The organism is Cytobacillus depressus, from assembly GCF_008923245.1.
Classification (GTDB): Bacteria; Bacillota; Bacilli; order Bacillales; family Cytobacillaceae; genus Cytobacillus; species Cytobacillus depressus.
The window spans coordinates 17543-39993 of sequence record NZ_WBOS01000005.1 but is presented as its reverse complement, the minus strand read 5'-3'; the positions used below and the strand labels follow the sequence as shown (position 1 = coordinate 39993).

The following is a 22451-nucleotide window of genomic DNA, read 5'->3' as shown; positions in this document are numbered from 1 at the left end:
AGGGATGACATCACATGCAAGAACAATATCATAGCAGATTAAATGAATTAAAGAAGCACTTAGAAAACCAAAATGTCGAAGTAGCGATCATTAAAGATCCGAAAAACGTTTTCTATTATACAGGTTTCAATTCAGATCCTCATGAACGATTCATGGCTTTAGTGATGGATCTTAGAAAGGGAAATCAATATTTATTTGTCCCGGCATTGGATGAGGAAATTGCGGAGAAGGATTCCTATGTCAAAAAGATTGTAACGATTTCAGACGAATTAAATCCATATGAAGTTTTAAAAGATACGATTGATGGAAATGTAGGCACATTCGGTTTGGAGACAAAGGTGATTTCGTTATATCAGCATGCCCAGCTTAATCATTTTTTCTCTGATTCTAGCTATTTAAATATTGGCGATTTCATCTCAGGACAAAGAATGAAGAAGTCAAAAGAGGAATGTGGCAAGATTCAGAATGCTATTCATGTGATTGAAAAAGTCATGGCTGAAGGAATTAAAAAGGTAAAAGCAGGTATGACGGAGCAAGATTTTACAGCAGAATTAGAATTTCTCATGAGGAAATTCGGGGCTTCCGGTCCATCATTTTCGACGATTGTTCTTTCAGGTGAAAAAGCCTCATTGCCACATGGGCGTCCGGACCACAAAACAATCAATCAAGGCGACTTTTTATTGATTGATATGGGTGTCATTGTAGATGGTTATTGCTCAGATATTACTCGGACATTCGTCATTGGTGAGGAAACGCCGAAACAGAGAGAAATTTATGAGATTGTCAAAAAGTCCACTGAAGCGGGAGTCAATGCGTGTAAAGCAGGAATCCCAATTGGACAAATTGATATTGCAGCTCGTAATGTCATTAAGGAAGCAGGATATGGACAATATTTCAATAACCGTGTCGGTCATGGTCTTGGAATCGATGTGCATGAAGAGCCTTCTGTTCATGAAAACAATGACTTAATCGTTGAAAGTGGGCTCCTCTTTACCATTGAACCGGGTATTTATATTCCAGGCTATGGCGGAGTGCGTATTGAGGAAAATGTTTATATTGATGAAGATGGAAAAGGAAAGTTATTGACATCATTCCCAACAGAATTGATTCGAATTGGGTAAATGCCCATGTTAATATAGCGTGGAATGTAAAAAACCAGCATAGAGCTGGTTTTTTGCATGTTGATGCCCACCGCTGTTGCTTTTTTGTACGCTCGGTCAACAGAAGGGCATCCTGACGCCCGTCTCTGTTGTTTTTCGTATGCTTGGTCAACAGGAAGGTGTCCTTACGCTCGTTCCCCTGATATTATAGCTTAAATAGTAAAAATGAAAAACAAATTATTAACCTACTCAAGCTCCCAAATACGCCTTAATAATTTTATCATCCTCCCGCAGAACTTCTGCCGTATCATGCATAACAATATTCCCGATTTCAATTAAATATCCTCTGTTGGCAAGTCGAAGAGCGGCTTTGGCGTTTTGCTCAATTAATAGAATGGTTGTTCCTTGCTTGTTAATTTCCCGGATAATTCTCATAATCTCTTGAACGATAATCGGTGCAAGACCCATCGAAGGCTCATCAAGCATCAAGAGTTTTGGATTCGCCATCAGGCCACGGCTGATGGCAACCATTTGCTGCTCCCCTCCGCTTAACGTGCCAGCTAGTTGTTTAGCGCGTTCCTTTAATCGCGGAAACAAATCAAAGGAGCGCTCAATTCCTTCCTTTACCCACTTTTTATCTTTACGGTATGTAAATCCGCCTAACTCGAGATTTTCGGTAACTGTTAGGCCACTGAAGATTCGTCTCCCTTCAGGAACATGAATGATTCCTGATTCAACTATCTTATGCACAGGGGCCCCGACTATGCTTTTGCCATTCCATTCAATACTTCCTGATTTTGGCTTAATTAAGCCAGAAATCGTTTTTAAAGTAGTGCTTTTTCCTGCACCATTACTCCCAAGCAGAGCGACAATTTCTCCTTCATTGATTTCTAGATTAATATTATTGAGGGCATGAATTTTCCCGTAGTAAGAATTCACATCGGTTAGTTTTAATAAAGGCTTCACACGACTTCCTCCTTACCAAGGTATGCTTCGATGACCTTTTCATTTTTCAGCACTTCCTCTGGTGTGCCTTCCGCAATTTTGCAGCCATAATCAATAACAGTAATATGTTCTGAGATTTGTTTAATTAGTGCCATATCATGCTCAATCATTAAGACGGTGATGTTGAATTCATCACGAACGCGGCGAATAAGCTGAATTAAATATTGTTTTTCTTCAAAATTGAGCCCAGCAGCCGGCTCATCTAGCAGTAATAGCTTTGGTTTAGTAGCTAATGCTCTAGCAATCTCCAAATAACGTTGAGCACCATAAGGAAGATTTTTTGCTGACCTTTTCAAATATTTTGTTATTCCAACAAATTCAATGCAGTCTAAAGCGACCTTCTCAATTAATTTCTCTTCCGCTTTTTGACTTTTTGTTTGAAACAAGGCGCCGAAAACGGCTTGTTTCGTACGGCAATGCATACCGGACTTCACATTATCTAATACAGATAAATTTGGAAATAGTCGCAGGTTTTGAAAAGTACGGGCCATTCCTAATGTCGTAATTTGGCTTGGCTTTTTATTTATTAGGCTAATTCCGTCTAATTCAATTTCTCCGCTAGTGGGCCGATAAAAACCTGTAATCATATTAAATACAGATGTTTTTCCGGCACCATTGGGACCGATAATACTGGAGATCGAGTTCTTTTCAACAGTAAAGGATAAATCGTTTACAGCAAGTAATCCGCCAAACTGAAGCTTTAAATTTTTCACTGTTAATAGTGACATGCTTGGAGTCTCCCTTCTTCCGAAGTAAATTTAAACCGACACGGATTGTTTTGGATCATTTGTTTCACTTTCGTCCAATTCAGATGCATCTTCCGTTCCATTTTTAGATGGCAAAATGCCTTGAGGGCGGAAGATCATCATTGCAACTAAGGAAACCCCAAATATTAAATAGCGCCAATCATCTGCCCCGCGCAAAATCTCTGGAAGGACGATAACTAATACAGCCCCAATAACAACACCAGGAATGCTTCCAAGGCCACCTAGTACAACGGCAAGAAGGATCATAACTGATTGTAAAAAGCTAAAGCTTAGCGGTGCGATGGCACTCATTTTGACTGCAAAAATCGATCCAGCGAAGCTTCCGATGACGGCACCTGTAGCATAGGAAAGCAACTTCAGCCGAATCCGATTAATTCCCATCGCTTCAGCAGCATCTTCATCCTCTCGAATATAAATCCATGCCCGTCCAATTCTTGAACGTCCCAATCTGTATACAGCAATAATAGAGATGATGGCGACAATCAAAATTAAATAATAAAAATCCTTTTGGGATGAGAGTATATAGCTGCCGATGGCTGGTCTTGGAATCCCGTATATACCGGAGGCTGAGCCTGTTATTTCTAAGTTTGTTGCTAGAATTTTAACGATTTCACCGAAGCCTAGTGTGACAATAGCTAAATAATCACTCCTTAAGCGAAGGGTGGGGGTACCAATAATAATTCCTGAAAGTGCGGCACAAACGAACGCAACAGGTAACGTCAGCCAGAATGACCAATGATAAGTAGTCATTAGAATCGCAGTTGTATAGGCGCCTACTGCGAAAAATGCAGCATATCCTAAGTCAAGCAAGCCAGTATAGCCGACTACGATATTTAATCCTTGAGTAAGAACAACATAGAAAAGGACAAGCGTAAAGACATCAAGCCAATAGCTATTAAGGAAAAATGGAAGAATGAATAGGGAGATGATGAGTAGGCCAAGGGATTGTTTCTTATACTTTTTCATCTTACATCCTCTCCATTTCTTTTGCTCCGAGTATCCCTGTTGGCTTAAATACTAAGAACAAGATGAGAATTCCGAAGGCTAGCACATCTTTCCAAGAACCGCCAATGTAAAAAGTGCCGAAAGCTTCTAGAATACCGAGAACAAGTCCGCCAAGCATCGCACCAGTAATATTTCCAATGCCCCCTAATACAGCTGCCGTAAAAGCTTTCAGTCCAATAGTGAAGCCCATCATAAAGTTAATCGTTCCGTAATAAACGCCTGACATAATCCCTGCTCCTGCGGCCAAAAAGGCACCGATAAAAAAGGTTAGGGCAATAATTCGATGGACATTCACACCCATCAGGCTGCATGCTGTTTGATCAAGAGCAATCGCGCGCATCGCTTTTCCATAAATCGTTTTATCAATAAAAAGCCGAAGTCCAAGCATTAATAAGGCAGATAGAACGATCATACCGATTTGGGCAAAAGAAATTTGAGTTCCTAAGAATTGCAAGCCGTCATTTGGAAGTTTTATCGGGTAAACTTTGTAGGATGCGCCCCAGCCGATCATAGAAGTATACTCAAGTGATAATGATACACCGATGGCTGTTATGAGGATGGAAAGCCTAGGTGCAAGCAGCAGTGGGCGGTAGGCAATCCTTTCGACACCCATCCCAAGTAACCCGACGATAGTCATCGTTCCAATGAAGACAATGGCAACTCCCAACAAGCCAGTATTCACCCCGCCATCACCTGTAATGAAGGAGAGGAGGGTAAATCCAATGAAAGCACCCATCATATAAAGATCTCCATGGGCAAAGTTTAGAAGCTTAATAATCCCGTATACCATCGTATACCCCAAAGCTACTAAGCTATAAAAAGCACCAATAACAAGTCCGTCAATTAGTATTTGCAAAAACATTTCCATAGTAATTCTAACTCTCCTCTGTGCTTTATTTGGCGGATTAAGTGGAGTAAAATTGGAGCTGTTCTTCTTGTTTTGAACAGCTCCAAGATGCATAAAAGAGGCTGCATGATCGTTGGCAGTTTAAGTACTATTTTTAAACGGTGCTAACGATTGGATGGCTTTTACTTTTCTAAAGTGAAATCGCCATCTACCACTTTCATTACATGGAAGTTTGATTGATTTAGAGAGTTTTGGTCATTGAATTCAATCACTTGACCAATGCCTTCGAAGCCTTTCGTTTCTTTTAATGCTTTTCTCAAGTCTTCGCTATTTGTTGAGTTGGCTCTTTTTAATGCATCAGCTAATAGATTCATCCCGTTATAGGATAAAGCTGAGAATGGACCAGGTGTTAAGTCGTTGTACTTACTCTTATAATCTTTAACAAATTCATCAGCGCCAGGGATAAAGTTCGCTGTAGGAGTGGCTGTTACTAATAGGCCGTCAGCATTAATAGCTCCTGCGATATCAATAATATCCGGTGAATAGCTGCCATCTCCAACCATGAAAAATCCAGAAACGCCTTTTTCCTTAAATTGCTTAAGCATTAGACCGCCAGCAGCGTAATAGCCAGTAAAATAAGTGCCATCAGGGTTGAGTGATTTAAGTTTAGTCATTAATGAAGCAAAATCCTTTTCCTCTGGATTAATGGCTTCGAAGCCGATAACTTTGCCGCCATTTCCTTCAACTGATTTTTTAGCAAAATCAGCTAAATTTTTTGCATAGGCAGAGTTATCATGAATGATGACAATGTTTTTCGCGCCCTTATCATTGAAATAATCAGCACCCGTTTGCGCTTGATCAGGAACGAGGCCATTAATTAGAAATAGATTTTCGTAGCCTTGTGCTGGTAATTCGGATGAATTTGCGGCTGCAACAATCATTGGGATTTTCGCATTATTAAAAACACCTGAGGCTGGCAATGTTGATCCAGAGCAGTAGCCTCCTACAACCGCGGTCACTTTCATGGATACAAGTTTATTGGCGGCTGTTGTGGCCATTTGTGGATCACAGGCATCGTCTGCTACTTCAAGCTTAAGCTTTTTACCAAGAACGCCGCCGTCATTATTTATTTTTTCGGCCGCCATTTGCATCGCATTTAACATGTCTTTTCCATCAGTAGCGTTATTGCCTGTTACCGGCAAAAGAACGCCGACTAAAATCTCTTCAGAACTGCCTGTTCCTCCAGAGCTGCCTTCACTAGAACATGCGCTTAGAAAAAGAGATAAGATAAGTAGCATACCAATTGTTATCATGGAATACTTTTTCAAATGAAACACCCCTTTTAAATGTTTTTTTCATTTACTGTACTTTCTGACTAGTTTTATTGAATGACTTTAAAAAATAGGATAGGAACGAACTTTCACCTCCTTAAAACTAGATTTCTAAATTTCAAAGGAAAGGGAAGGTTGTAAGTTCATTGTTGTGAGGTGCAGAATATTATGTATGATCTAGCCCTTTCTTTACTAAAGCGCTGACGTGTTTGAAGGATTGTGAGTGAAAGAAAAAAACAGCATCTTTCAGAAAGTGTATAATATTCTGAAAATAATTTCTAGTAAAAATTTATTTGTCTGTGACTTTCTTATTATAGGAATATTGGCTTGTCCTTCCGAAGTGCTATGTTTGAATAGTAATAGATTGGTGAAGTTGGAAAATATATGAAGTTAGTTATCCGGGAAATAGTTTATTAATTACCCGATATATCCAGATTAGAATTGATGCGGGGAGGGGCCCGGCCCCGCATCAATCTTACTTAGCTTATTTTCGATTCAGATTTTTTACTTGAATATAGTCTTTCCCAAAGCTCGTACATTTTTCTTCTTCCCTTATCAATTTCCGAGTTAAATTGAATAGCTGCTTGTTCGCGGACGATATGGATATTCTGTATAGCCTGCTGTAGCTTTTCTTCAATGGCGGCTCCGCCCTTATCAGCATGTTTAGCAATGGAATAACCAGCGATTGTTCCTTGTGCCATAGCGATTTTTCCACTTTCAATTCCGGTAATATTTCCAGCTACATAAAGACCGCTAAGCGGGGTATCCATCGTTTCAGAATGATGGGGTATATGGCCGCCAAGCTCGGGAATATACTGGAATGGACAGCCTGCAACAGCGGCAAGTTCCGCTAACGGATATAAGCCGCCTGCAATACAAACAAAATCAGCCTCATAAATGGTTTCCGTACCAGGTATAACGTTTCCGAACTCATCTGTATCAGCTACTCGTACCCCTTCAACCTGTTCTGTTCCGATTATTTCTAAAGCGGCTTTTCGTAGGAGCAAAGGTGTCCCATTTACTTTCACGCCATTTTTCGGGAAAAACTTCATTCCCATCTTACGGAACCAATCATTTTTCATAAACTTACTTCCCATCCGTAAAAGTGGGGATGGGGCTAGATGTGCAGCATTTAGCAATGATTTCATGACTTCTTCTGGTTCGCCTGCATCCCCACTTAATGGGCCTTTTTCAGGAAGAACGATCCGATCGACATGAATACCAGCTAATTGCAATTCATTTAAAATCGCAAAGGCTAAAATATTCGCTCCGATAATGATCCCATTCTTCCCGACTTGAACACGATGTACATTCGTCATGACTTGGGCTGCGCCAATGGACATAACGCCAGGGAGCGTCCATCCTGGAAGTGGAATTGGGTATTCAGCTGCACCAGTAGCTAATAGTACATTTGGAGCTGTTAATGTTCCAATGCTTGTATGTACATTCCATAGCTCATCGTCTTTTTCTAAATTATAAACAGATACCCCACAGCGAATATCGACAGCTAATTTTTTTGCTTCGAGATGGAGTCGCTCTGATTCTTTAATCCCATTCCACCATTCCCCAGATGGTTCTTCATGGAGCTGGCCGAGCAATCTGCCACCAGGCTTCACAAATTCATCAATGACAGTTACCTTCAGGCCCGAAGAAGCACTTGCGATGGCTCCGGCTAATCCAGCTGGCCCCCCTCCAATCACAATTACATCCATCATTGCTGTTCCACCATCTTTCTTACAATATTAGGTAGATGCTTCCCGCTTTCAACGACCATGTCTTTTTCGACAACTGTTAAACAGGCTCTGACGTTTGCTTGGTTGTTGACAGTGACACGACATTCCATACAGTGGCCAATATTACAGTAGAATCCGCGTGGCGTCCCGCAATCCTCATGAACGCGCAGTTTTCTAATCCCGTTCGCCAAAAGGGCTGCAGCAATTGTTTCATTTTCAAATGCTTCATACGTTTTTTCATCAAAAGTAAAAGGAACAGCCTTACGTTCGTCTAATTTACCTAAAACCGGATGATCAATTATTCTAGTCATTTTTTTCACCTACCATTCCAAATGTGACCGGACGGATCGGCGGCTGGTACTTCAATGGAATATCCCCTTGAGAAACATTTGGGATCACATTTTCTATAATTCTATCTAACGGAATTCTGCATGTGCGTCCTCCGCAAAAACCCATTCCTGCTCTCGTTCGCAGTTTTAATTCCCTAGCTGTGCATTGATGTTCTTCTGCCGTAGAACGCAGCTGTCCGTAAGTAACTTCTTCACAGCGGCAGATGATAATTGCCTCATGGTTGTTCATTAGGAAACCTCCTCTAGTTTTTACTCTTAAATACCACAAATTTAGTTTGAGATTGGCAGACCAATCCGCTCACTATGAAATTACTATGCAAAAAACGTACCAATTTAGAGTAATAGGTTATCGAAGATTAACGGGCAGTAAGACTACCACTTCAAAATTTTAGATAAATCGGGGATGTTTAGGTGGGAGATCAACTGCCCGTAAAGGCCCGACAACGGACACGATGTCCTAGTCAGGCGAAAGCCACAGGACAAGGAATACTGCGGCAGCTAGACATCGCACGACCAAAAGCAGAGCTTTTGGGAGGACGTGGCGCTTTGAGCGTGATAAGTTCAATTAACATTCAGTGGGAAAGTACGCCCCACTGAATGAAGTTTCACTTTATGATATTCCTAGACGTTTGAGGCGATTATACAGGGTAGCCCTCGTGATTCCGAGCTTTTTTGCACATTCTAATTTATTGCCGTTCGTGATTTGGAGTGCTTTTTCAAGGACTTTTCTTTCATGCAGATCCATTTCATCTTGAAGAGGCAAAATGGTCTGATCTAATTCATTTGCACCATCTTGTACAAGGGTTTTATTGATTACATGCTCATTTGATTGAGAGTGAAAAGGCAAGTATTCCTTTTTAACTGAGCCGTCGGTGGCAAAAACAACGAGACGTTCAACGGCATTCCTTAGCTCCCGAATATTTCCTGGCCAGTCGTAACGGAGCATATCCTGCATGACCTCTTGTGAAAACTGGTGTATAGGTCTTTGATATATAATAGAAAAGTCATTTAAAAAATAGTGTGTGAGCTCAATAATATCTTCGCGTCTTTCCCTTAAAGGAGGGATATGTAAACTAACAACATTTAGGCGGTAATATAGATCTTCCCGAAATTGACCCTCATTCATGAGATCGAATAAATTTCTATTTGTAGCCGCAATCACCCGAAAATCCGTATCAATTTCTTTTTCGCCACCAACCCGGTAAAACCTTCTTTCTTGAAGTACGCGCAGTAATTTAACTTGCATCTCAAGCGGCAATTCTCCAATTTCATCTAAAAACAATGTGCCGCCTTTCGCTAATTCGATTTTCCCCTTTTTCCCCTTTTGATCAGCCCCAGAGAAAGCACCACGCTCATATCCGAAAAATTCACTTTCAAATAAAGAGGGAGGGATTGCCCCGCAGTTGATTGAAATAAATGGTGCGTTTACTCCTTCGCTAGCATCATGGATCGCTTTTGCAAATACCTCTTTGCCGACACCGCTTTCTCCAAGAATCAGCACTGTTGACTTGACGGAGCATACTTTTTTCGCTAACTGTATCGTTCTTTGTAATGCGGTGCTATTGCCTTTAATTAAATTAAATGGATCGACGGAATGTTTATATTTTGCCACCTCTTGTTCTAAACGGTGGACTTCTGTAGACATATTAAATAGTTTCTCATTTAGGACAACTTGACTAGTAACGTCTGTTTCCGAAACAACTGCCCCAATGATTTGATCGTTAAGATAAACAGGATTAGAGTTGATCAGGACGAATAAATCTGAACGAGGCTGATGGTGCTGCCCTGTAATTCTTTTCCCTTTATAGAGAGATTGCAAAATTTCTAGGTCTTTATGTTCGAAAAAATCGGTAATGGGACGCCCTAGTATGTCACTTTCCTTGACCGAAAAGATTTTTTCTGCCCCTTCAGTCCAAGTACGAACGCGCTCATCGGCATCAATCACTGTAACCGAAGCATCCATTGTGCGGATTACTGTTTCATAGAATGCTTTTAATTGATTATAGGTATGATGAAGGAAATCAATAATTTGAGAAGAAGTGAAATAACCAATAGTTTTTTCTTCTAAACCTAAAACTACTACTGTTGAAAGATTTTTATTTAGTTTGACTAATGATTCGAATGAGTCTCCCAACCGAACAGTTGAACTTGGAAATCCAGATGAGCCAACATAGTATTCTCCATCCTTTTCTGTAATCCATTCCTCAGATGACAACTTTATTAAATTATTTTCAATTATTTTTTTTATCGATGGTAAAGAAAGCATAAGATGACCCCTCCTTTTGTGTAAAAAAAATTACACACTGTATAAAATCCTTTACACAAGATTATCAAATTTTTTTAAAATTCACATCAAATAGAATATCATTTTTTGAAAAAATTGAAAGATTAAGAGATTATTTTTTTGTCTTTTGAAGAAGTTAATATGTTGGCACACATTTTGCATTAGAAAAGATAGCAGCTATGCGAAGGGAGATTGGTTATGTGAATCATTGTGATGTATTAGTCATCGGCGGCGGAATTATTGGCTGTTCAATTGCCTATTATACTTCCAAGTCCGGAAGAGACGTAACAATCCTTGAAAAAGGGGAATTTGTTAGCGGGACATCATCAAGATGTGACGGGAACATCCTTGCTATTGATAAAGATCCAGGTTTTGATAGTCAAATGTCGCTAGTCAGTCAGAAATTAGTAGATGAGTTAAGCAGAGAATTAGAGCATAAATTTGAATACCGTGCACCGGGAAGCATCCTTGTTTGTGAATCTGAGGAGGAAATGGAGGCAGCGCAGAAATGGGTAGATCGGCAAAAAGAAGCCGGCCTGCCATTCCGCATGCTTGACCGCCAAGACATCCTCCAAGACTCCAAGTTCTTTGCAGACGATTTATTAGGCGGATTGGAATGTGCAACAGATTCTACTGTTAATCCTTATCTTCTTGCTTTTTCTTTACTTGATGCAGCAAAGAAATTTGGGGCGAAGGCGTATAAGCAAACAGAAGTGAAATCAATGAAGAAAGAATTAAATGGAGTTTTCACTGTTGAAACAACGAATGGTGTGTTTACAGCAAATCATGTTGTAAATGCAGCGGGGATATGGGCTCCCAAATTGGGTGAGATGCTTGATCTTTCCATCCCGATAGAGCCAAGGAAGGGCCATATTATCGTGGCTTCAAGGCAGGAGCATGTAGGTTCTAGGAAAGTAATGGAGTTTGGCTACTTAATTTCTAAGTTCGGCGGGCAGCGCAGAGTAGACCCGATTACTGAAAAATACGGGGTCGCGCTCGTTTTTGAACCAACGGAAAGCCAAAACTTCCTTATCGGTAGCAGCAGGGAGTTCGTCGGATTTAATACGAAAGTCAGTAATGAGATTATAAAATGCATTGCTAATCGTGCTATCCGCTTTTATCCGAAAATGGCGGATATGATGGTCATTCGATCTTATGCAGGCTTACGTCCATGGACAGAGGACCATTTGCCAATCGTTTCTAAAGTGGACCACATTCCAAACTATTATATTGCGGCTGGTCATGAAGGGGATGGCATTAGCCTTGCTGCTGTTACTGGGAAGGTTATCGAAGAGCTTATTAATGATAAAGAAACATGTATCCCTGTTGAACCGTTACGCTATAGCCGCTTTACAGAAAGGGTGTTGAGCAGATGAGGGCAGATAGAGTTTTTACAACAATTGATACGCATACGGGAGGGAATCCAACGCGGACATTAATTAGCGGTCTTCCGGAACTAAAGGGAGAAACGATGTCCGAAAAAATGCTCCATATGAAAAGAGAGTATGACTGGATTCGCAAATTATTAATGAATGAACCGAGAGGCCATGATGTCATGTCTGGAGCTTTATTAACAGATCCTTGTCATCCTGAAGCCGATATCGGCGTGATTTATATTGAAACGGGTGGTTATTTGCCGATGTGCGGGCATGACACGATCGGTGTTTGCACAGCATTAGTGGAGTCAGGTTTAATACCTGTTCAAGAGCCTATTACTTCAATCAATCTAGATACACCTGCTGGGCTAGTGGAAGTAGAAATTACAGTTGAAAATGGAAAAGCAAAGGAAGTGTCCTTCTGCAATATCCCAGCATTCCTACTGAAAAGCGTTTCCGTTGATGTAGAGGGTATCGGAATGGTGGATGGAGATATCGCTTACGGAGGGAACTTCTACGCTATTATCGATGCAAAATCGGTTGGATTAGAGCTGCTGCCGGAAAATGCATCAAAAATTATTGAAAAAGCAATCAAAATTAGAAATACGATTAACGACGAAACGGAAATCATTCATCCAGAACATCCTTTCATAAGGGGATTAACTCATGTTGAATTTTTCACGGAGCCAACACATGAAGAAGCTGATGTGAAAAACACAGTTATTGTTCCCCCAGGAGGAATTGATCGCTCACCATGTGGAACTGGGACGTCAGCAAAATTAGCTGTCATGTATTCAAGGAAAGAAATTAAGATGGGTGAAGAATTTGTCCATGAAAGCATTGTTGGATCATTATTCCGTGGAAATGTCCTTGAGGAATCAGACGTCAATGGCGTGCCGGCTGTCGTGACACGAATTGCTGGATCCGCATGGCTCATGGGAATGCATAAATTCTTTTATAACGAAGATGATCCGCTTAAAGAAGGATTTCTCCTTATTCCCCCAATGGAGGAACATGAAATGGAGGACGTAAAATGAAAATTCAAAAGGCTTATACAGCAACGGATATCCATGTAGCAGGAGAAGCTTTCCGGATTATTAAAGATGCGCCATTCATTCATTATCAAAGCTTGTTGGAATTGGATGAGCAATTTCCTCGTGCATATGAAGAGGAGATTAACCTTCTATTAAAGGAACCCCGTGGATTTGCTGGATTAAATGGATGCCTCGTTGTGCCCCCATTTAATCGCGAGGCAGATGCTGCAGTAGTATTTTTCAATCATGAAGGAACTGTTCCTTTCCAATACGGGGGAGTAGTGGCTGTGATCACAGCTTTACTTGAATGCGGCCATTTATCACCGAAGGAATCGAATGAATATAAGCTGGAGACGATCAGCGGCGTTGTGTCTGTTCACGCGGTTATGAAAAATGATGAAGTTATTTCAGTCAAGCTGGAAAGCAAGCCAAGTCAAGTCATTCAAACAGATTTACCTTTAAATCATTCCGGTCTCAACACACAGTATTCACTTGTGCAATCAGACCGCTTATACGCGATTTTCAATAAATCCGATGTTCCATTTGAGCTTCATTTAGACGATCTCGCTGAAGTACAGAAATGGGGACAAACCGTAAACGAGGCTCTTAGCTCAAATGACGCAATTAGCGGAGTTGTTTTACTTGATGATTCTTTATTGGAGAGTGGAAAAATCAAGACCGTAACCTTCCGGAGAGACAATTATATTGTACGCTCACCAGGGTTTGGTACGGCAGCCGCCTGCTGCACAAGCTTGCTAGCAAAAGGCGGAATCTCTGTGGAGCAGCCGCTTCAAAATGAAAGTATTTTTAATAGCAGCTTAACCGTTCAATTAGTGAAAGATTATGAAGGCGGGCAGAAGTATATATTCACGAGCCGTGGCTTTATCACAGGCATGCAAACATATGTATTAGATCCGACAGATCCTTTATCTGCAGGATTTTTATTAAAGTAAAAAGTAACCATTACAAGGAGGAAAATAACATGACAACAATTAGAGGAGCTTATCCAGTTTTAATTACACCGATGACAGAGACACAGGAAATCGATTGGGGCGGTGTAAAAAACAATGTGAATTATCTTCTAGGCCAAGGGGTTGCAGGCCTTGTTATTAACGGAAGTACTGGAGAATTTGTCAGTCTATCAAAAGAAGAAAAGTTCCAAATGGTAGAAACAGTATTAAAAGAAGTAAACGGACGCATCCCTGTTATTGTGGGAACGGCTGCTGAAACAACGAAGGAAACAATTGAGTATACAAAGCAGGCAGAAGCACACGGGGCTGACTGTGCATTAATCATTAATCCTTATTATATGAAGCCAAAAGAAAACGAAATCTACTATCATTTCAAAGAAGTCTCAGATGCTGTCAATATTCCAATCATGCTTTATAACAACCCGTTCACTTCTGGTGTGAATTTAAGTACAGAATTAATGCTGCAAATCGGAAGAGATTGTAAAAATGTGACACATATTAAAGAATCAAGCGGAGAAATTGGCAAAGTAAGAGATCTTGCTAGACAAGGAAAAGGCGATTTCGAAGTGTTCTGCGGGGCAGAAGAGCTTGTTATGGAATCCTATTTCGTTGGTGCTACAGGCTGGATTTCAGTTGCAGGGAACATTGTACCAAAGCTTGTGACTGATATGTTCAACCATTTCCAAAATGGAGAAATTGAAGAAGCGTGGGCAATCAATGATCGTATTCTTCCGCTATGCTCATTCTTAGAGGGATCAGGGAAATATGTACAAATCGTGAAGAGAGCAATGGAGTTAACTGGTCAAGCTGGAGGACCTGCACGTTACCCTCGTTTAGGTTTATCACCAGAAGAAGAACAAAAACTAATAGACATTCTTTCAAGTCTAGAAACAGTAAAAAACTAAAATAGTAGAGGAGAGAGAACATGCAAGCGACAAACTACAACTTGAAACCGAAAGTCCAAGAATTCTTGGAAGGCGTGAAAGGACTATATATCAACGGTACATATGTACCAGCGATTAGTGGGAAAACGTTTGATGTCGTCAATCCAGCAAATGAAGAAGTCATTGCGAAAGTAAGCGAAGCACAAGAGGATGATATTAATGTCGCGGTAGCTGCTGCAAGAAAGGCATTTGATGAAGGTGAATGGACAAAAATGGATGCGGCTGAACGTTCACATCTAATCTATAAATTTGCTGATCTCTTAGAACAGAACCGTGAAGAGCTTGCCCAATTAGAATCATTGGATAATGGGAAACCATATAAAGTCGCACTGTCAGATGATGTTGATGGAACAATTCAGCACTTCCGATATTACGCTGGCTGGGCAACGAAACTTTTTGGAAAGACAACACAACTTTCGAAGGATTATGTCACCTATACCGTTCATGAGCCAGTTGGCGTTGTCGGCCAAATTATTCCATGGAACTTCCCGCTTGCGATGGCAGCTTGGAAGCTTGGATCGGCACTTGCTGTCGGATGTACGGTTGTCATTAAGCCAGCAAGCGAAACGCCTTTATCCCTGCTTTATGTAGGAAAGCTTTTTAAAGAAGCTGGTTTTCCAGATGGTGTTGTGAACATTGTGCCCGGATCAGGCCGAGTTGCGGGAGAAGCGATCATCACACATAAAGATGTAGATAAAGTCGCATTCACTGGTTCAACGGCTGTCGGAAAAGAAGTAATGAAAAAGGCTGCAGACCAAATCAAAGGGGTAACACTAGAGCTTGGCGGTAAATCCCCGGCGATTATTTTAGATGATGCGAATCTTGAAGAAGCAATCGAAGGCGCATTTAACGGAACGATGTACAATCATGGGCAAAACTGCAGTGCTTGCACACGTGTATTTGTACAGCGAAAGCTTTATGACCAAGTCGTAGAAGCATTAGCAGAAAGAGCTAATGCACTGAAAGTTGGTCCTGGCATGGATCCTGATACAGATATGGGACCACTTATTTCAGCTAAACAGCAGCAAACAGTTCTTAATTATATCGAACAAGGGAAAAAAGAAGGAGCACGACTAGTTGCAGGTGGTGAAAAAGCCTTCGATAAAGGGTATTTTGTACAGCCAACTATTTTCGCCGACGTTGAAGATCATATGGTTATTGCTCGCGAAGAAATTTTCGGTCCTGTTATGTCAATATTCGTTTTCGACACGATAGAAGAAGTCATTAAGCGTGCAAACGATAGTGAATACGGCTTAGCTGCAAGTATTTGGACAGAAAATATCAAGAAGGCCCACTACATTGCAGGCAAGCTACAATCAGGTACAGTCTGGATTAATGATTTTGGTCTTGAATGGGAAACAATGCCTTTCGGCGGATACAAACAATCAGGAATCGGTCGTGAAATGGGCGGAGAGTACGGCTTACAGAACTACACAGAAGTAAAAAGTGTTTTTGTTAATATCAAGCAGTAAGAAGCAATAGAACAAGCCTAAATTGAAAAAATACATCTGTCGGGGCTTCCTTACTTAAAAGATAGAGTTAACAAGGAACGGGCAGCTTCATTAAAAATGCTGTCCGTTTTCTTATTGATGGATTTAGCTGAAGATTTCCTAAATTTCCGTAAGTGTATATTCAAAATTATCCGCAACAATGGGAGGTATAGGATGGAAAGCATCGTAAATTGGGCAGTTGATCAAGTATGGAGTATTGGTTTAGTTGTTTTTGCACTTGGAGCGGGGCTATTTTTCTCGTTTGCTACAAGCTTTGTACAAATCAGGTATTTTAAAGAAATGATTAAATTACTGTTTGAAGGAAAAAGCTCGGAATCCGGTGTATCCTCCTTTCAGGCATTTTGTATGGCTTTGGCAGGACGTGTTGGGATTGGAAACATAGCAGGTGTGGCAACAGCCATTGCCTTTGGAGGACCAGGGGCCGTTTTCTGGATGTGGATCATGGCATTATTAGGTGGAGCAAGTGCCTTTATCGAATCGACTCTAGCCCAAGTATATAAAATCAAAGAAGGTAATCAATATCGAGGCGGTACACCTTACTTTGTTGAAAAAGGCTTAAAGATGCGATGGTTCGCGGCATTAATTGCCGTTGTTGTTACACTTTGCTACGGGATATTAGTTCCTGGGATTCAGGCAAACACAATAGCAGTTGGATTTGAAAATACAACGGGGCTAAGTAAGAGTATCACAGGAATAATATTAGTTGCCTTATTAGGAATTATTATTTTTGGCGGGGTAAAGCGCATTGCAACTGTTGCCGAAAAAGTCGTTCCATTTATGGCATTAGGATATGTGATTGTGACGTTCGTTATTTTATTTGCGAATATGTCGGAAGTGCCAGCCATGTTCTCTCTTATCATCTCAAGCGCATTTGGTGTGAACGAGGCCTTTGGAGGAATTATCGGTGCTGCGATTGCCTGGGGAGTTAAGCGCGCAGTATTTTCGAACGTTGCTGGTGTTGGAGAAGGAACATACAGTTCAGCAGCTGCTGAAGTTTCCCATCCCGCTAAGCAAGGGTTAGTCCAAGGTTTTTCCGTTTATATCGATACCATTGTTGTATGTACAGCGACAGCCCTCATGATTCTCGTTACTGGGATGTATAGTGTAACTCCAGAAGGTCAAGAGCCAATTGTTGATAAAATGAGCGGGATCGAAGCGGGTCCAATCTGGACCCAGGAAGCTGTAGAAAGTGTGCTTCCGGGTTACGGTTCCTTATTTGTTTCCATCGCCATTTTCTTCTTTGCCTTTACTACCTTGATGGCTTATTACTATATCGCTGAAACTACTCTAGTTTATCTTGATAAAAAGCTAAAGCTCAATTGGATGAAAACAGTATTGAAAATTGTATTTTTAGCCATGGTGTATTTTGGAAGTGTTCAATCAGCTTCACTATTATGGGCCTTAGGTGATTTAGGCTTCGGAAGCATGGCTTGGCTTAACCTTGTAGCTATTTTGCTATTAACGAAGCCAGCCATAAAAGTATTTAAAGATTATGAAGCCCAGAAAAAAGCAGGACTTGATCCGGTATTTGATCCAGTAAAACTTGGAATTCACGGTGCAGATTTCTGGGAAGAAAAATGCAAAGAGGCAACTTCCAATAAGAACAAAAGGTCTGTTAGCTAATGATTTAACTTTTGAAAACGCATTCAAATGAAAATTTGATTAGGCTGTTTTCGTAAAGTTTGTTGCTTTATAAGTGGGATTTTAGTTTAACAATCTGAGTTGATTGGAGCGGAGGGCACTTGACTCCTCCAAAATGCGTACGCATTTTGTCGTGCGGTGCCCCTTCAAGGATGTTAATTCAATGTCCTGCGGGAAATAGAGGGAAGCGGGAGACCCCGGAGGCTCCCGTCCCTCCCCGCGGAAAGCAAGTGCCCGCAGTGGAAATCAACGGGCAAACTTTGAAGGCTTAAAACAACAATATATGCGAAAAGAGCCTTTGATTAAGATGACAGCCTGACAGCTATTAACAAGGAAGCTTTCAGGCTTTTTTTTGAATCATTAAAACTATATTCAAATTTAATTTACATGATTTAAAAATTTTATACAGAGCATGTAAAAATAATTTGACGTAACATAGTAGAGTTAAATTCAAACTATATAAGGGCTATTGTATTTAGAAATTTAGTGAAAATTATCGGAATTGGTATGAAAGTTGCATAACTATTAGTAAATCATTTTAAAGGCTATTTTACATAAATGGAGGTGTATAAATATGGGGAAGTACATATTTAGCAGAATAGGTTATATGATCATTACATTTTTTGTTATTTCAACCTTTACTTTTTTCCTCATGCAAACCTTACCTGGCTCTCCATTTAATGATGAGAGATTATCTGAGTCACAAAAGGAAAGATTATATGAAAGATATGGCTTGGATGAGCCCGTTCCTATTCAATATGTAAAGTACATGACTAATATTTTCAAAGGAGATTTTGGAGTTTCCTTTCAATATGATGGCCGGGCTGTTACAGATATTATTGGCGAAAGGATTGGAGCCTCTGCCGTTTTAGGGGCGCAGTCTCTGCTCGTTGGCTGTTTCATAGGGCTGATACTCGGAATTATTGCTGCCATAAAACATAATACAGCTATTGACTATATGGCGATGGTCATTGCTGTCATTGGATTGTCGGTTCCCAATTTTGTGTTTGCTGGTCTTTTGCAATACTGGGTTGGCGTTCGATTGCAATGGCTGCCAGTGGCATTCTGGGAAGGCTTCGAGTATTCCATTCTGCCAACCATTGCCCTATCCGTTTTTGTCATTGCAACAATTGCTAGGTTTATGAGAACGGAAATGCTTGAAGTACTCGGACAGGACTATATTATTACGGCAAAAGCTAAGGGGTTAAATCAGTTTGCCATCGTATTGAAGCACGGGCTTAGAAATGCTGCTATTCCAATCATAACGATATTAGGTCCAATGACCGTTTCCCTAATGACAGGCACACTGGTGATCGAAAAGATATTTAGCGTTCCTGGCCTTGGGGAACAGTTTGTAAAATCCATTATGACAAATGATTTTCCTGTCATTATGGGCGTAACGCTGTTCTACAGCATTTTATTTATTGGTGTTGTGTTATTAGTGGATATTTTATACGGAGTGATTGATCCGAGAATCCGCTTATCTGGGGGGACAAAATAATGTTGGACAAAAAAGAAATTATATTCACAGATGATATGTTCCAGCCAGCCGCATTAGAAAAAAATCCAGAGAAAATTTCTCGCCCCAACATCACATATTGGCAAGAAGTTTGGAGGCGCTTTCGAAAAAATAAAGCCGCATTTACAGGGTTTATCTTAATTTCTATTATTCTCGTATTGGCCATATTTGGTCCCTTTGCAAACGAGCATGGCTATGATGAACAAAATTTAACGAGAGCAAATTTGCCACCAAAAGTTCCTGTTTTAGAACAAATTCCATGGCTCGGTTTTACTGGGAAGGATATTAAAGGGGTGGATCGTTATGAAGCTAGCGATATCAAAGAATACTTCTGGTTTGGGACAGATAATTTAGGCCGGGATTTATGGACAAGGGTATGGGAAGGAACGCGGATTTCCTTATACATTGCCTTTTTAGCAGCAACCATTGATTTAATTATTGGCGTTGCTTATGGTGGAATTTCCGCTTATTATGGCGGTCGCATAGATAATATTATGCAAAGAATTGTGGAAGTTTTAGTAGGTATTCCGAGTTTAATCGTCGTTATTTTATTAATTCTCGTCTTGCAGCCGGGAATTGTTTCTATCACTCTAGCAATGGTTATTACGGGATGGGTGGGAATGGCAAGGATTGTTCGCGGACAAATTCTTAAGCTTAAGGAACAAGAATATGTATTAGCTTCAAAGACGCTTGGGGCAAAGGATAGACGCTTAATTTGGAAGCACTTAATCCCAAATTCAATGGGTCCAATTATTATTACGACGATGTTCACAATCCCAACTGCGATTTTTACCGAGGCTTTTTTAAGCTTTATCGGTTTAGGGCTTCAGCCTCCAATCGCTTCGTTAGGAACACTAATCAATGATGGATACAAATTATTGCGAATCTATCCGCATATGCTTGCCTTCTCTTCCATTATTATTAGCTTAATTATGATTAGCTTTAATTTAATCGGAGATGGCCTTCGAGATGCCTTAGACCCTAAAATGCGCAAATAGGAGGATGGAAACGTGGGAAAAATACTAGATGTCAAAAATTTGCAAGTATCCTTTGATACGTATGCGGGGGAAGTAAAGGCAGTTCGAGGAGTTTCTTTCCATCTTAATAAGGGTGAAACACTTGCCATCGTTGGTGAATCAGGATCAGGGAAATCAGTTACTTCCAAAAGCTTAATGAAATTAATCCCCAACCCTCCAGGAAGAATTACAGGGGGGGAGATCCTCTTTGAAGGCAAGAATTTAGTTGAGTTTTCCGAAAAGCAAATGCAGAAAATTCGTGGGTCAGATATCGCCATGATTTTTCAAGATCCGATGACTTCCCTTAACCCGACCATGACAGTTGGAAAACAAATTATGGAAAGTATTATGAAACACCAAAAGCTTCCAAAGCAGCAGGCTAAAGAAAAGGCAATTGAGCTGCTGGATATGGTAGGAATTCCAAATCCGGAAAATAGGTTAGCCTCATATCCACATCAATTTTCCGGCGGTATGAGACAAAGGGTTGTCATTGCGATGGCCATTTCATGTAACCCAAAAATATTAATCGCTGATGAGCCAACAACTGCCCTTGATGTAACGATTCAGGCGCAGATTCTTGAGCTTTTGAAGGATTTGCAGAAAAAATTAGATACCTCCATCATTTTTATAACTCATGATTTAGGAGTCGTGGCCAATATTGCGGACAGGGTAGCTGTTATGTATGCCGGAAAAATTATTGAGATTGGCACAGTGGATGAAATTTTTTATAACCCCCAGCATCCTTATACTTGGGGTCTTTTAGGGGCAATGCCAAATCTTAATGAAAAAGCAGAGGAACTCATTACTATTCCAGGTTCCCCTCCGGATCTTTTAAAACCGCCAATTGGCGATGCATTTGCCAGCAGGAATAAATATGCAATGAATATTGATTTTCAAATAGAACCACCTATGTTTAAAGTATCTGATACACATTATGCAGCAACATGGCTCCTTCATGAAAAGGCGCCAAAGACAGTGTCGCCCGAGATCCTGAAAAAACATAGACAAACAAGTTCGAAAGAAATACAAAAAGAACGTTTTGCGAAAAAGAAAGAGAAAAGACAAAAGCTTTTGGAAATTAATAATTTGAAGCAGTATTTTTCATCAGGATCAAATATTGTAAAGGCAGTAGACGGAATTAACTTTGATATTTATAAAGGAGAAACATTCGGCCTCGTAGGAGAATCTGGATGTGGAAAATCAACAACCGGACGAACGATTATCGGACTGTATGGTGCAACAGATGGAGAAATTCTATATAACAATGAAAATATTTGTAAGAAGAGATCGTTTAGTGATGCACAAAAATTAAATCGAGAAATTCAAATGATTTTTCAAGATCCATATTCTTCATTAAACCCAAGACAGACAGTTGCTGACATTATCGCTGAAGGCATGGATATTCACGGGCTCGCCTCCAGCAAGAAGGAAAGAATGGAAAAGGTATACGAATTATTAGAGACAGTAGGATTAAATCGCGAACATGCCAACCGATATCCGCATGAATTCAGTGGCGGACAGCGCCAGAGAATTGGAATTGCCAGGGCATTAGCGGTTGACCCAGAATTTATTATTGCCGATGAGCCGATCTCTGCACTTGATGTTTCAATCCAAGCACAAGTCGTTAATTTAATGAAAAAGCTACAAAAAGAAAAAGGGCTGACTTATCTTTTTATTGCCCATGATCTATCCATGGTGAAGTATATTAGCGACAGAATTGGCGTTATGTATAAAGGAAGACTAGTAGAATTAGCTGAAAGTGATGAGCTATATGAAAATCCGATGCACCCATATACAAAATCACTGTTATCAGCTATCCCGCTTCCTAATCCCGAAACGGAGAAAACTAGGACAAGAATTAAATTTGATCAGAGTTTCGTTTGGGATGGTAAGGGCGAGGAACCTATTTTTAGAGAAGTAAAGCCAGGGCATTGGGTGGCATGTACAAAACAGGAATATGAGGAATACAAGAATCAAATCATAGATGTTATTTAGGAGAAATGAGGAAGCTGTGGAG

19 protein-coding genes are annotated in these 22451 nt (G+C 40.4%); 10 read left to right on the top strand and 9 right to left on the bottom strand.

Annotated features, from left to right (window positions below; all coding sequences use genetic code 11):
• The first annotated feature begins 14 nt into the window (after positions 1 to 14).
• Positions 15 to 1121 carry a M24 family metallopeptidase gene (locus F7731_RS12940; protein ID WP_151535215.1) on the top strand — a complete coding sequence of 369 codons (1107 nt, stop codon included), beginning with the start codon at positions 15 to 17 and terminating at the stop codon, positions 1119 to 1121.
• A 228-nt stretch (positions 1122 to 1349) separates the two neighbouring features.
• Here F7731_RS12940 and F7731_RS12935 read toward each other — a convergent pair whose 3' ends face one another.
• The 9 genes from F7731_RS12935 to F7731_RS12895 all read right to left on the bottom strand — a co-directional run bounded on the left by F7731_RS12935 (position 1350) and on the right by F7731_RS12895 (position 10404).
• Positions 1350 to 2066 (bottom strand): ABC transporter ATP-binding protein, encoded by a 717-nt coding sequence (locus tag F7731_RS12935; protein WP_151535214.1) that lies wholly within the window; start codon positions 2064 to 2066, stop codon positions 1350 to 1352.
• On the bottom strand, positions 2063 to 2833 hold the full coding sequence (locus F7731_RS12930; protein WP_151535213.1) for an ABC transporter ATP-binding protein: 771 nt from the start codon (positions 2831 to 2833) through the stop codon (positions 2063 to 2065). Before F7731_RS12930 ends, F7731_RS12935 begins: the two co-directional genes overlap by 4 nt.
• Positions 2834 to 2863: 30 nt before the next feature.
• Positions 2864 to 3838, bottom strand: a complete 975-nt coding sequence (locus F7731_RS12925) for a branched-chain amino acid ABC transporter permease (RefSeq protein WP_151535212.1) — start codon at positions 3836 to 3838, stop codon at positions 2864 to 2866.
• Between the two features lies 1 nt (position 3839).
• Positions 3840 to 4745 (bottom strand): branched-chain amino acid ABC transporter permease, encoded by a 906-nt coding sequence (locus tag F7731_RS12920; RefSeq protein WP_151535211.1) that lies wholly within the window; start codon positions 4743 to 4745, stop codon positions 3840 to 3842.
• Positions 4746 to 4906: 161 nt separating this feature from the next.
• The gene (locus tag F7731_RS12915; protein WP_246197207.1) at positions 4907 to 6061 is read right to left on the bottom strand and encodes a branched-chain amino acid ABC transporter substrate-binding protein; all 1155 of its coding nucleotides are present in this window, start codon (positions 6059 to 6061) and stop codon (positions 4907 to 4909) included.
• A gap of 473 nt (positions 6062 to 6534) precedes the next feature.
• A complete protein-coding gene (locus F7731_RS12910; protein ID WP_151535210.1) occupies positions 6535 to 7770 on the bottom strand; it encodes an NAD(P)/FAD-dependent oxidoreductase in 1236 nt (411 codons plus the stop codon).
• Entirely contained in the window at positions 7767 to 8099 is a 333-nt protein-coding gene (locus tag F7731_RS12905; protein WP_151535209.1) for a (2Fe-2S)-binding protein, read from the bottom strand. Before F7731_RS12905 ends, F7731_RS12910 begins: the two co-directional genes overlap by 4 nt.
• Positions 8092 to 8367 (bottom strand): (2Fe-2S)-binding protein, encoded by a 276-nt coding sequence (locus F7731_RS12900; RefSeq protein ID WP_151535208.1) that lies wholly within the window; start codon positions 8365 to 8367, stop codon positions 8092 to 8094. The genes F7731_RS12905 and F7731_RS12900 overlap by 8 nt, the downstream gene beginning before the upstream one ends.
• Positions 8368 to 8748: 381 nt before the next feature.
• Positions 8749 to 10404, bottom strand: a complete 1656-nt coding sequence (locus F7731_RS12895) for a sigma-54 interaction domain-containing protein (RefSeq protein WP_151535207.1) — start codon at positions 10402 to 10404, stop codon at positions 8749 to 8751.
• Positions 10405 to 10622: 218 nt separating this feature from the next.
• On the opposite strand from F7731_RS12895, the gene F7731_RS12890 reads away from it, so the two are divergent.
• From F7731_RS12890 to F7731_RS27080, 9 genes are all read left to right on the top strand, one after another.
• Entirely contained in the window at positions 10623 to 11798 is a 1176-nt protein-coding gene (locus F7731_RS12890) for an NAD(P)/FAD-dependent oxidoreductase (protein ID WP_151535206.1), read from the top strand.
• Entirely contained in the window at positions 11795 to 12835 is a 1041-nt protein-coding gene (locus tag F7731_RS12885; protein ID WP_151535205.1) for a proline racemase family protein, read from the top strand. Before F7731_RS12890 ends, F7731_RS12885 begins: the two co-directional genes overlap by 4 nt.
• Positions 12832 to 13785 (top strand): proline racemase family protein, encoded by a 954-nt coding sequence (locus F7731_RS12880; protein ID WP_151535204.1) that lies wholly within the window; start codon positions 12832 to 12834, stop codon positions 13783 to 13785. Before F7731_RS12885 ends, F7731_RS12880 begins: the two co-directional genes overlap by 4 nt.
• Before the next feature lie 29 nt (positions 13786 to 13814).
• Positions 13815 to 14708, top strand: a complete 894-nt coding sequence (gene dapA, locus F7731_RS12875) for a 4-hydroxy-tetrahydrodipicolinate synthase (protein ID WP_151535203.1) — start codon at positions 13815 to 13817, stop codon at positions 14706 to 14708.
• Between the two features lie 20 nt (positions 14709 to 14728).
• Positions 14729 to 16219, top strand: coding sequence for an aldehyde dehydrogenase family protein (locus tag F7731_RS12870; RefSeq protein ID WP_151535202.1), 1491 nt, complete (start codon positions 14729 to 14731; stop codon positions 16217 to 16219).
• A 192-nt stretch (positions 16220 to 16411) separates the two neighbouring features.
• Entirely contained in the window at positions 16412 to 17881 is a 1470-nt protein-coding gene (locus F7731_RS12865) for an alanine/glycine:cation symporter family protein (RefSeq protein WP_151535201.1), read from the top strand.
• A gap of 592 nt (positions 17882 to 18473) precedes the next feature.
• Entirely contained in the window at positions 18474 to 19400 is a 927-nt protein-coding gene (opp3b, locus tag F7731_RS12860; RefSeq protein WP_151535200.1) for an oligopeptide ABC transporter permease, read from the top strand.
• Complete coding sequence (gene opp3C / locus F7731_RS12855) at positions 19400 to 20416, top strand: oligopeptide ABC transporter permease (protein ID WP_151535199.1); 1017 nt, start codon at positions 19400 to 19402, stop codon at positions 20414 to 20416. The genes opp3b and opp3C overlap by 1 nt, the downstream gene beginning before the upstream one ends.
• Before the next feature lie 12 nt (positions 20417 to 20428).
• Complete coding sequence (locus F7731_RS27080; RefSeq protein WP_151535198.1) at positions 20429 to 22429, top strand: ABC transporter ATP-binding protein; 2001 nt, start codon at positions 20429 to 20431, stop codon at positions 22427 to 22429.
• Positions 22430 to 22451 lie beyond the last annotated feature (22 nt).

Excerpts from the sequence above, each read along its gene's own strand:
- F7731_RS12940 (WP_151535215.1), top strand. The coding sequence starts at position 15 with ATGCAAGAACAATATCATAGCAGATTAAATGAATTAAAGAAGCACTTA.
- F7731_RS12930 (WP_151535213.1), bottom strand. The coding sequence starts at position 2,833 with ATGTCACTATTAACAGTGAAAAATTTAAAGCTTCAGTTTGGCGGATTA.
- F7731_RS12925 (WP_151535212.1), bottom strand. The coding sequence starts at position 3,838 with ATGAAAAAGTATAAGAAACAATCCCTTGGCCTACTCATCATCTCCCTA.
- F7731_RS12920 (WP_151535211.1), bottom strand. The coding sequence starts at position 4,745 with ATGGAAATGTTTTTGCAAATACTAATTGACGGACTTGTTATTGGTGCT.
- F7731_RS12910 (WP_151535210.1), bottom strand. The coding sequence starts at position 7,770 with ATGATGGATGTAATTGTGATTGGAGGGGGGCCAGCTGGATTAGCCGGA.
- F7731_RS12905 (WP_151535209.1), bottom strand. The coding sequence starts at position 8,099 with ATGACTAGAATAATTGATCATCCGGTTTTAGGTAAATTAGACGAACGT.
- F7731_RS12900 (WP_151535208.1), bottom strand. The coding sequence starts at position 8,367 with ATGAACAACCATGAGGCAATTATCATCTGCCGCTGTGAAGAAGTTACT.
- F7731_RS12895 (WP_151535207.1), bottom strand. The coding sequence starts at position 10,404 with ATGCTTTCTTTACCATCGATAAAAAAAATAATTGAAAATAATTTAATA.
- F7731_RS12885 (WP_151535205.1), top strand. The coding sequence starts at position 11,795 with ATGAGGGCAGATAGAGTTTTTACAACAATTGATACGCATACGGGAGGG.
- F7731_RS12880 (WP_151535204.1), top strand. The coding sequence starts at position 12,832 with ATGAAAATTCAAAAGGCTTATACAGCAACGGATATCCATGTAGCAGGA.
- dapA (WP_151535203.1), top strand. The coding sequence starts at position 13,815 with ATGACAACAATTAGAGGAGCTTATCCAGTTTTAATTACACCGATGACA.
- F7731_RS12870 (WP_151535202.1), top strand. The coding sequence starts at position 14,729 with ATGCAAGCGACAAACTACAACTTGAAACCGAAAGTCCAAGAATTCTTG.
- F7731_RS12865 (WP_151535201.1), top strand. The coding sequence starts at position 16,412 with ATGGAAAGCATCGTAAATTGGGCAGTTGATCAAGTATGGAGTATTGGT.
- opp3b (WP_151535200.1), top strand. The coding sequence starts at position 18,474 with ATGGGGAAGTACATATTTAGCAGAATAGGTTATATGATCATTACATTT.
- opp3C (WP_151535199.1), top strand. The coding sequence starts at position 19,400 with ATGTTGGACAAAAAAGAAATTATATTCACAGATGATATGTTCCAGCCA.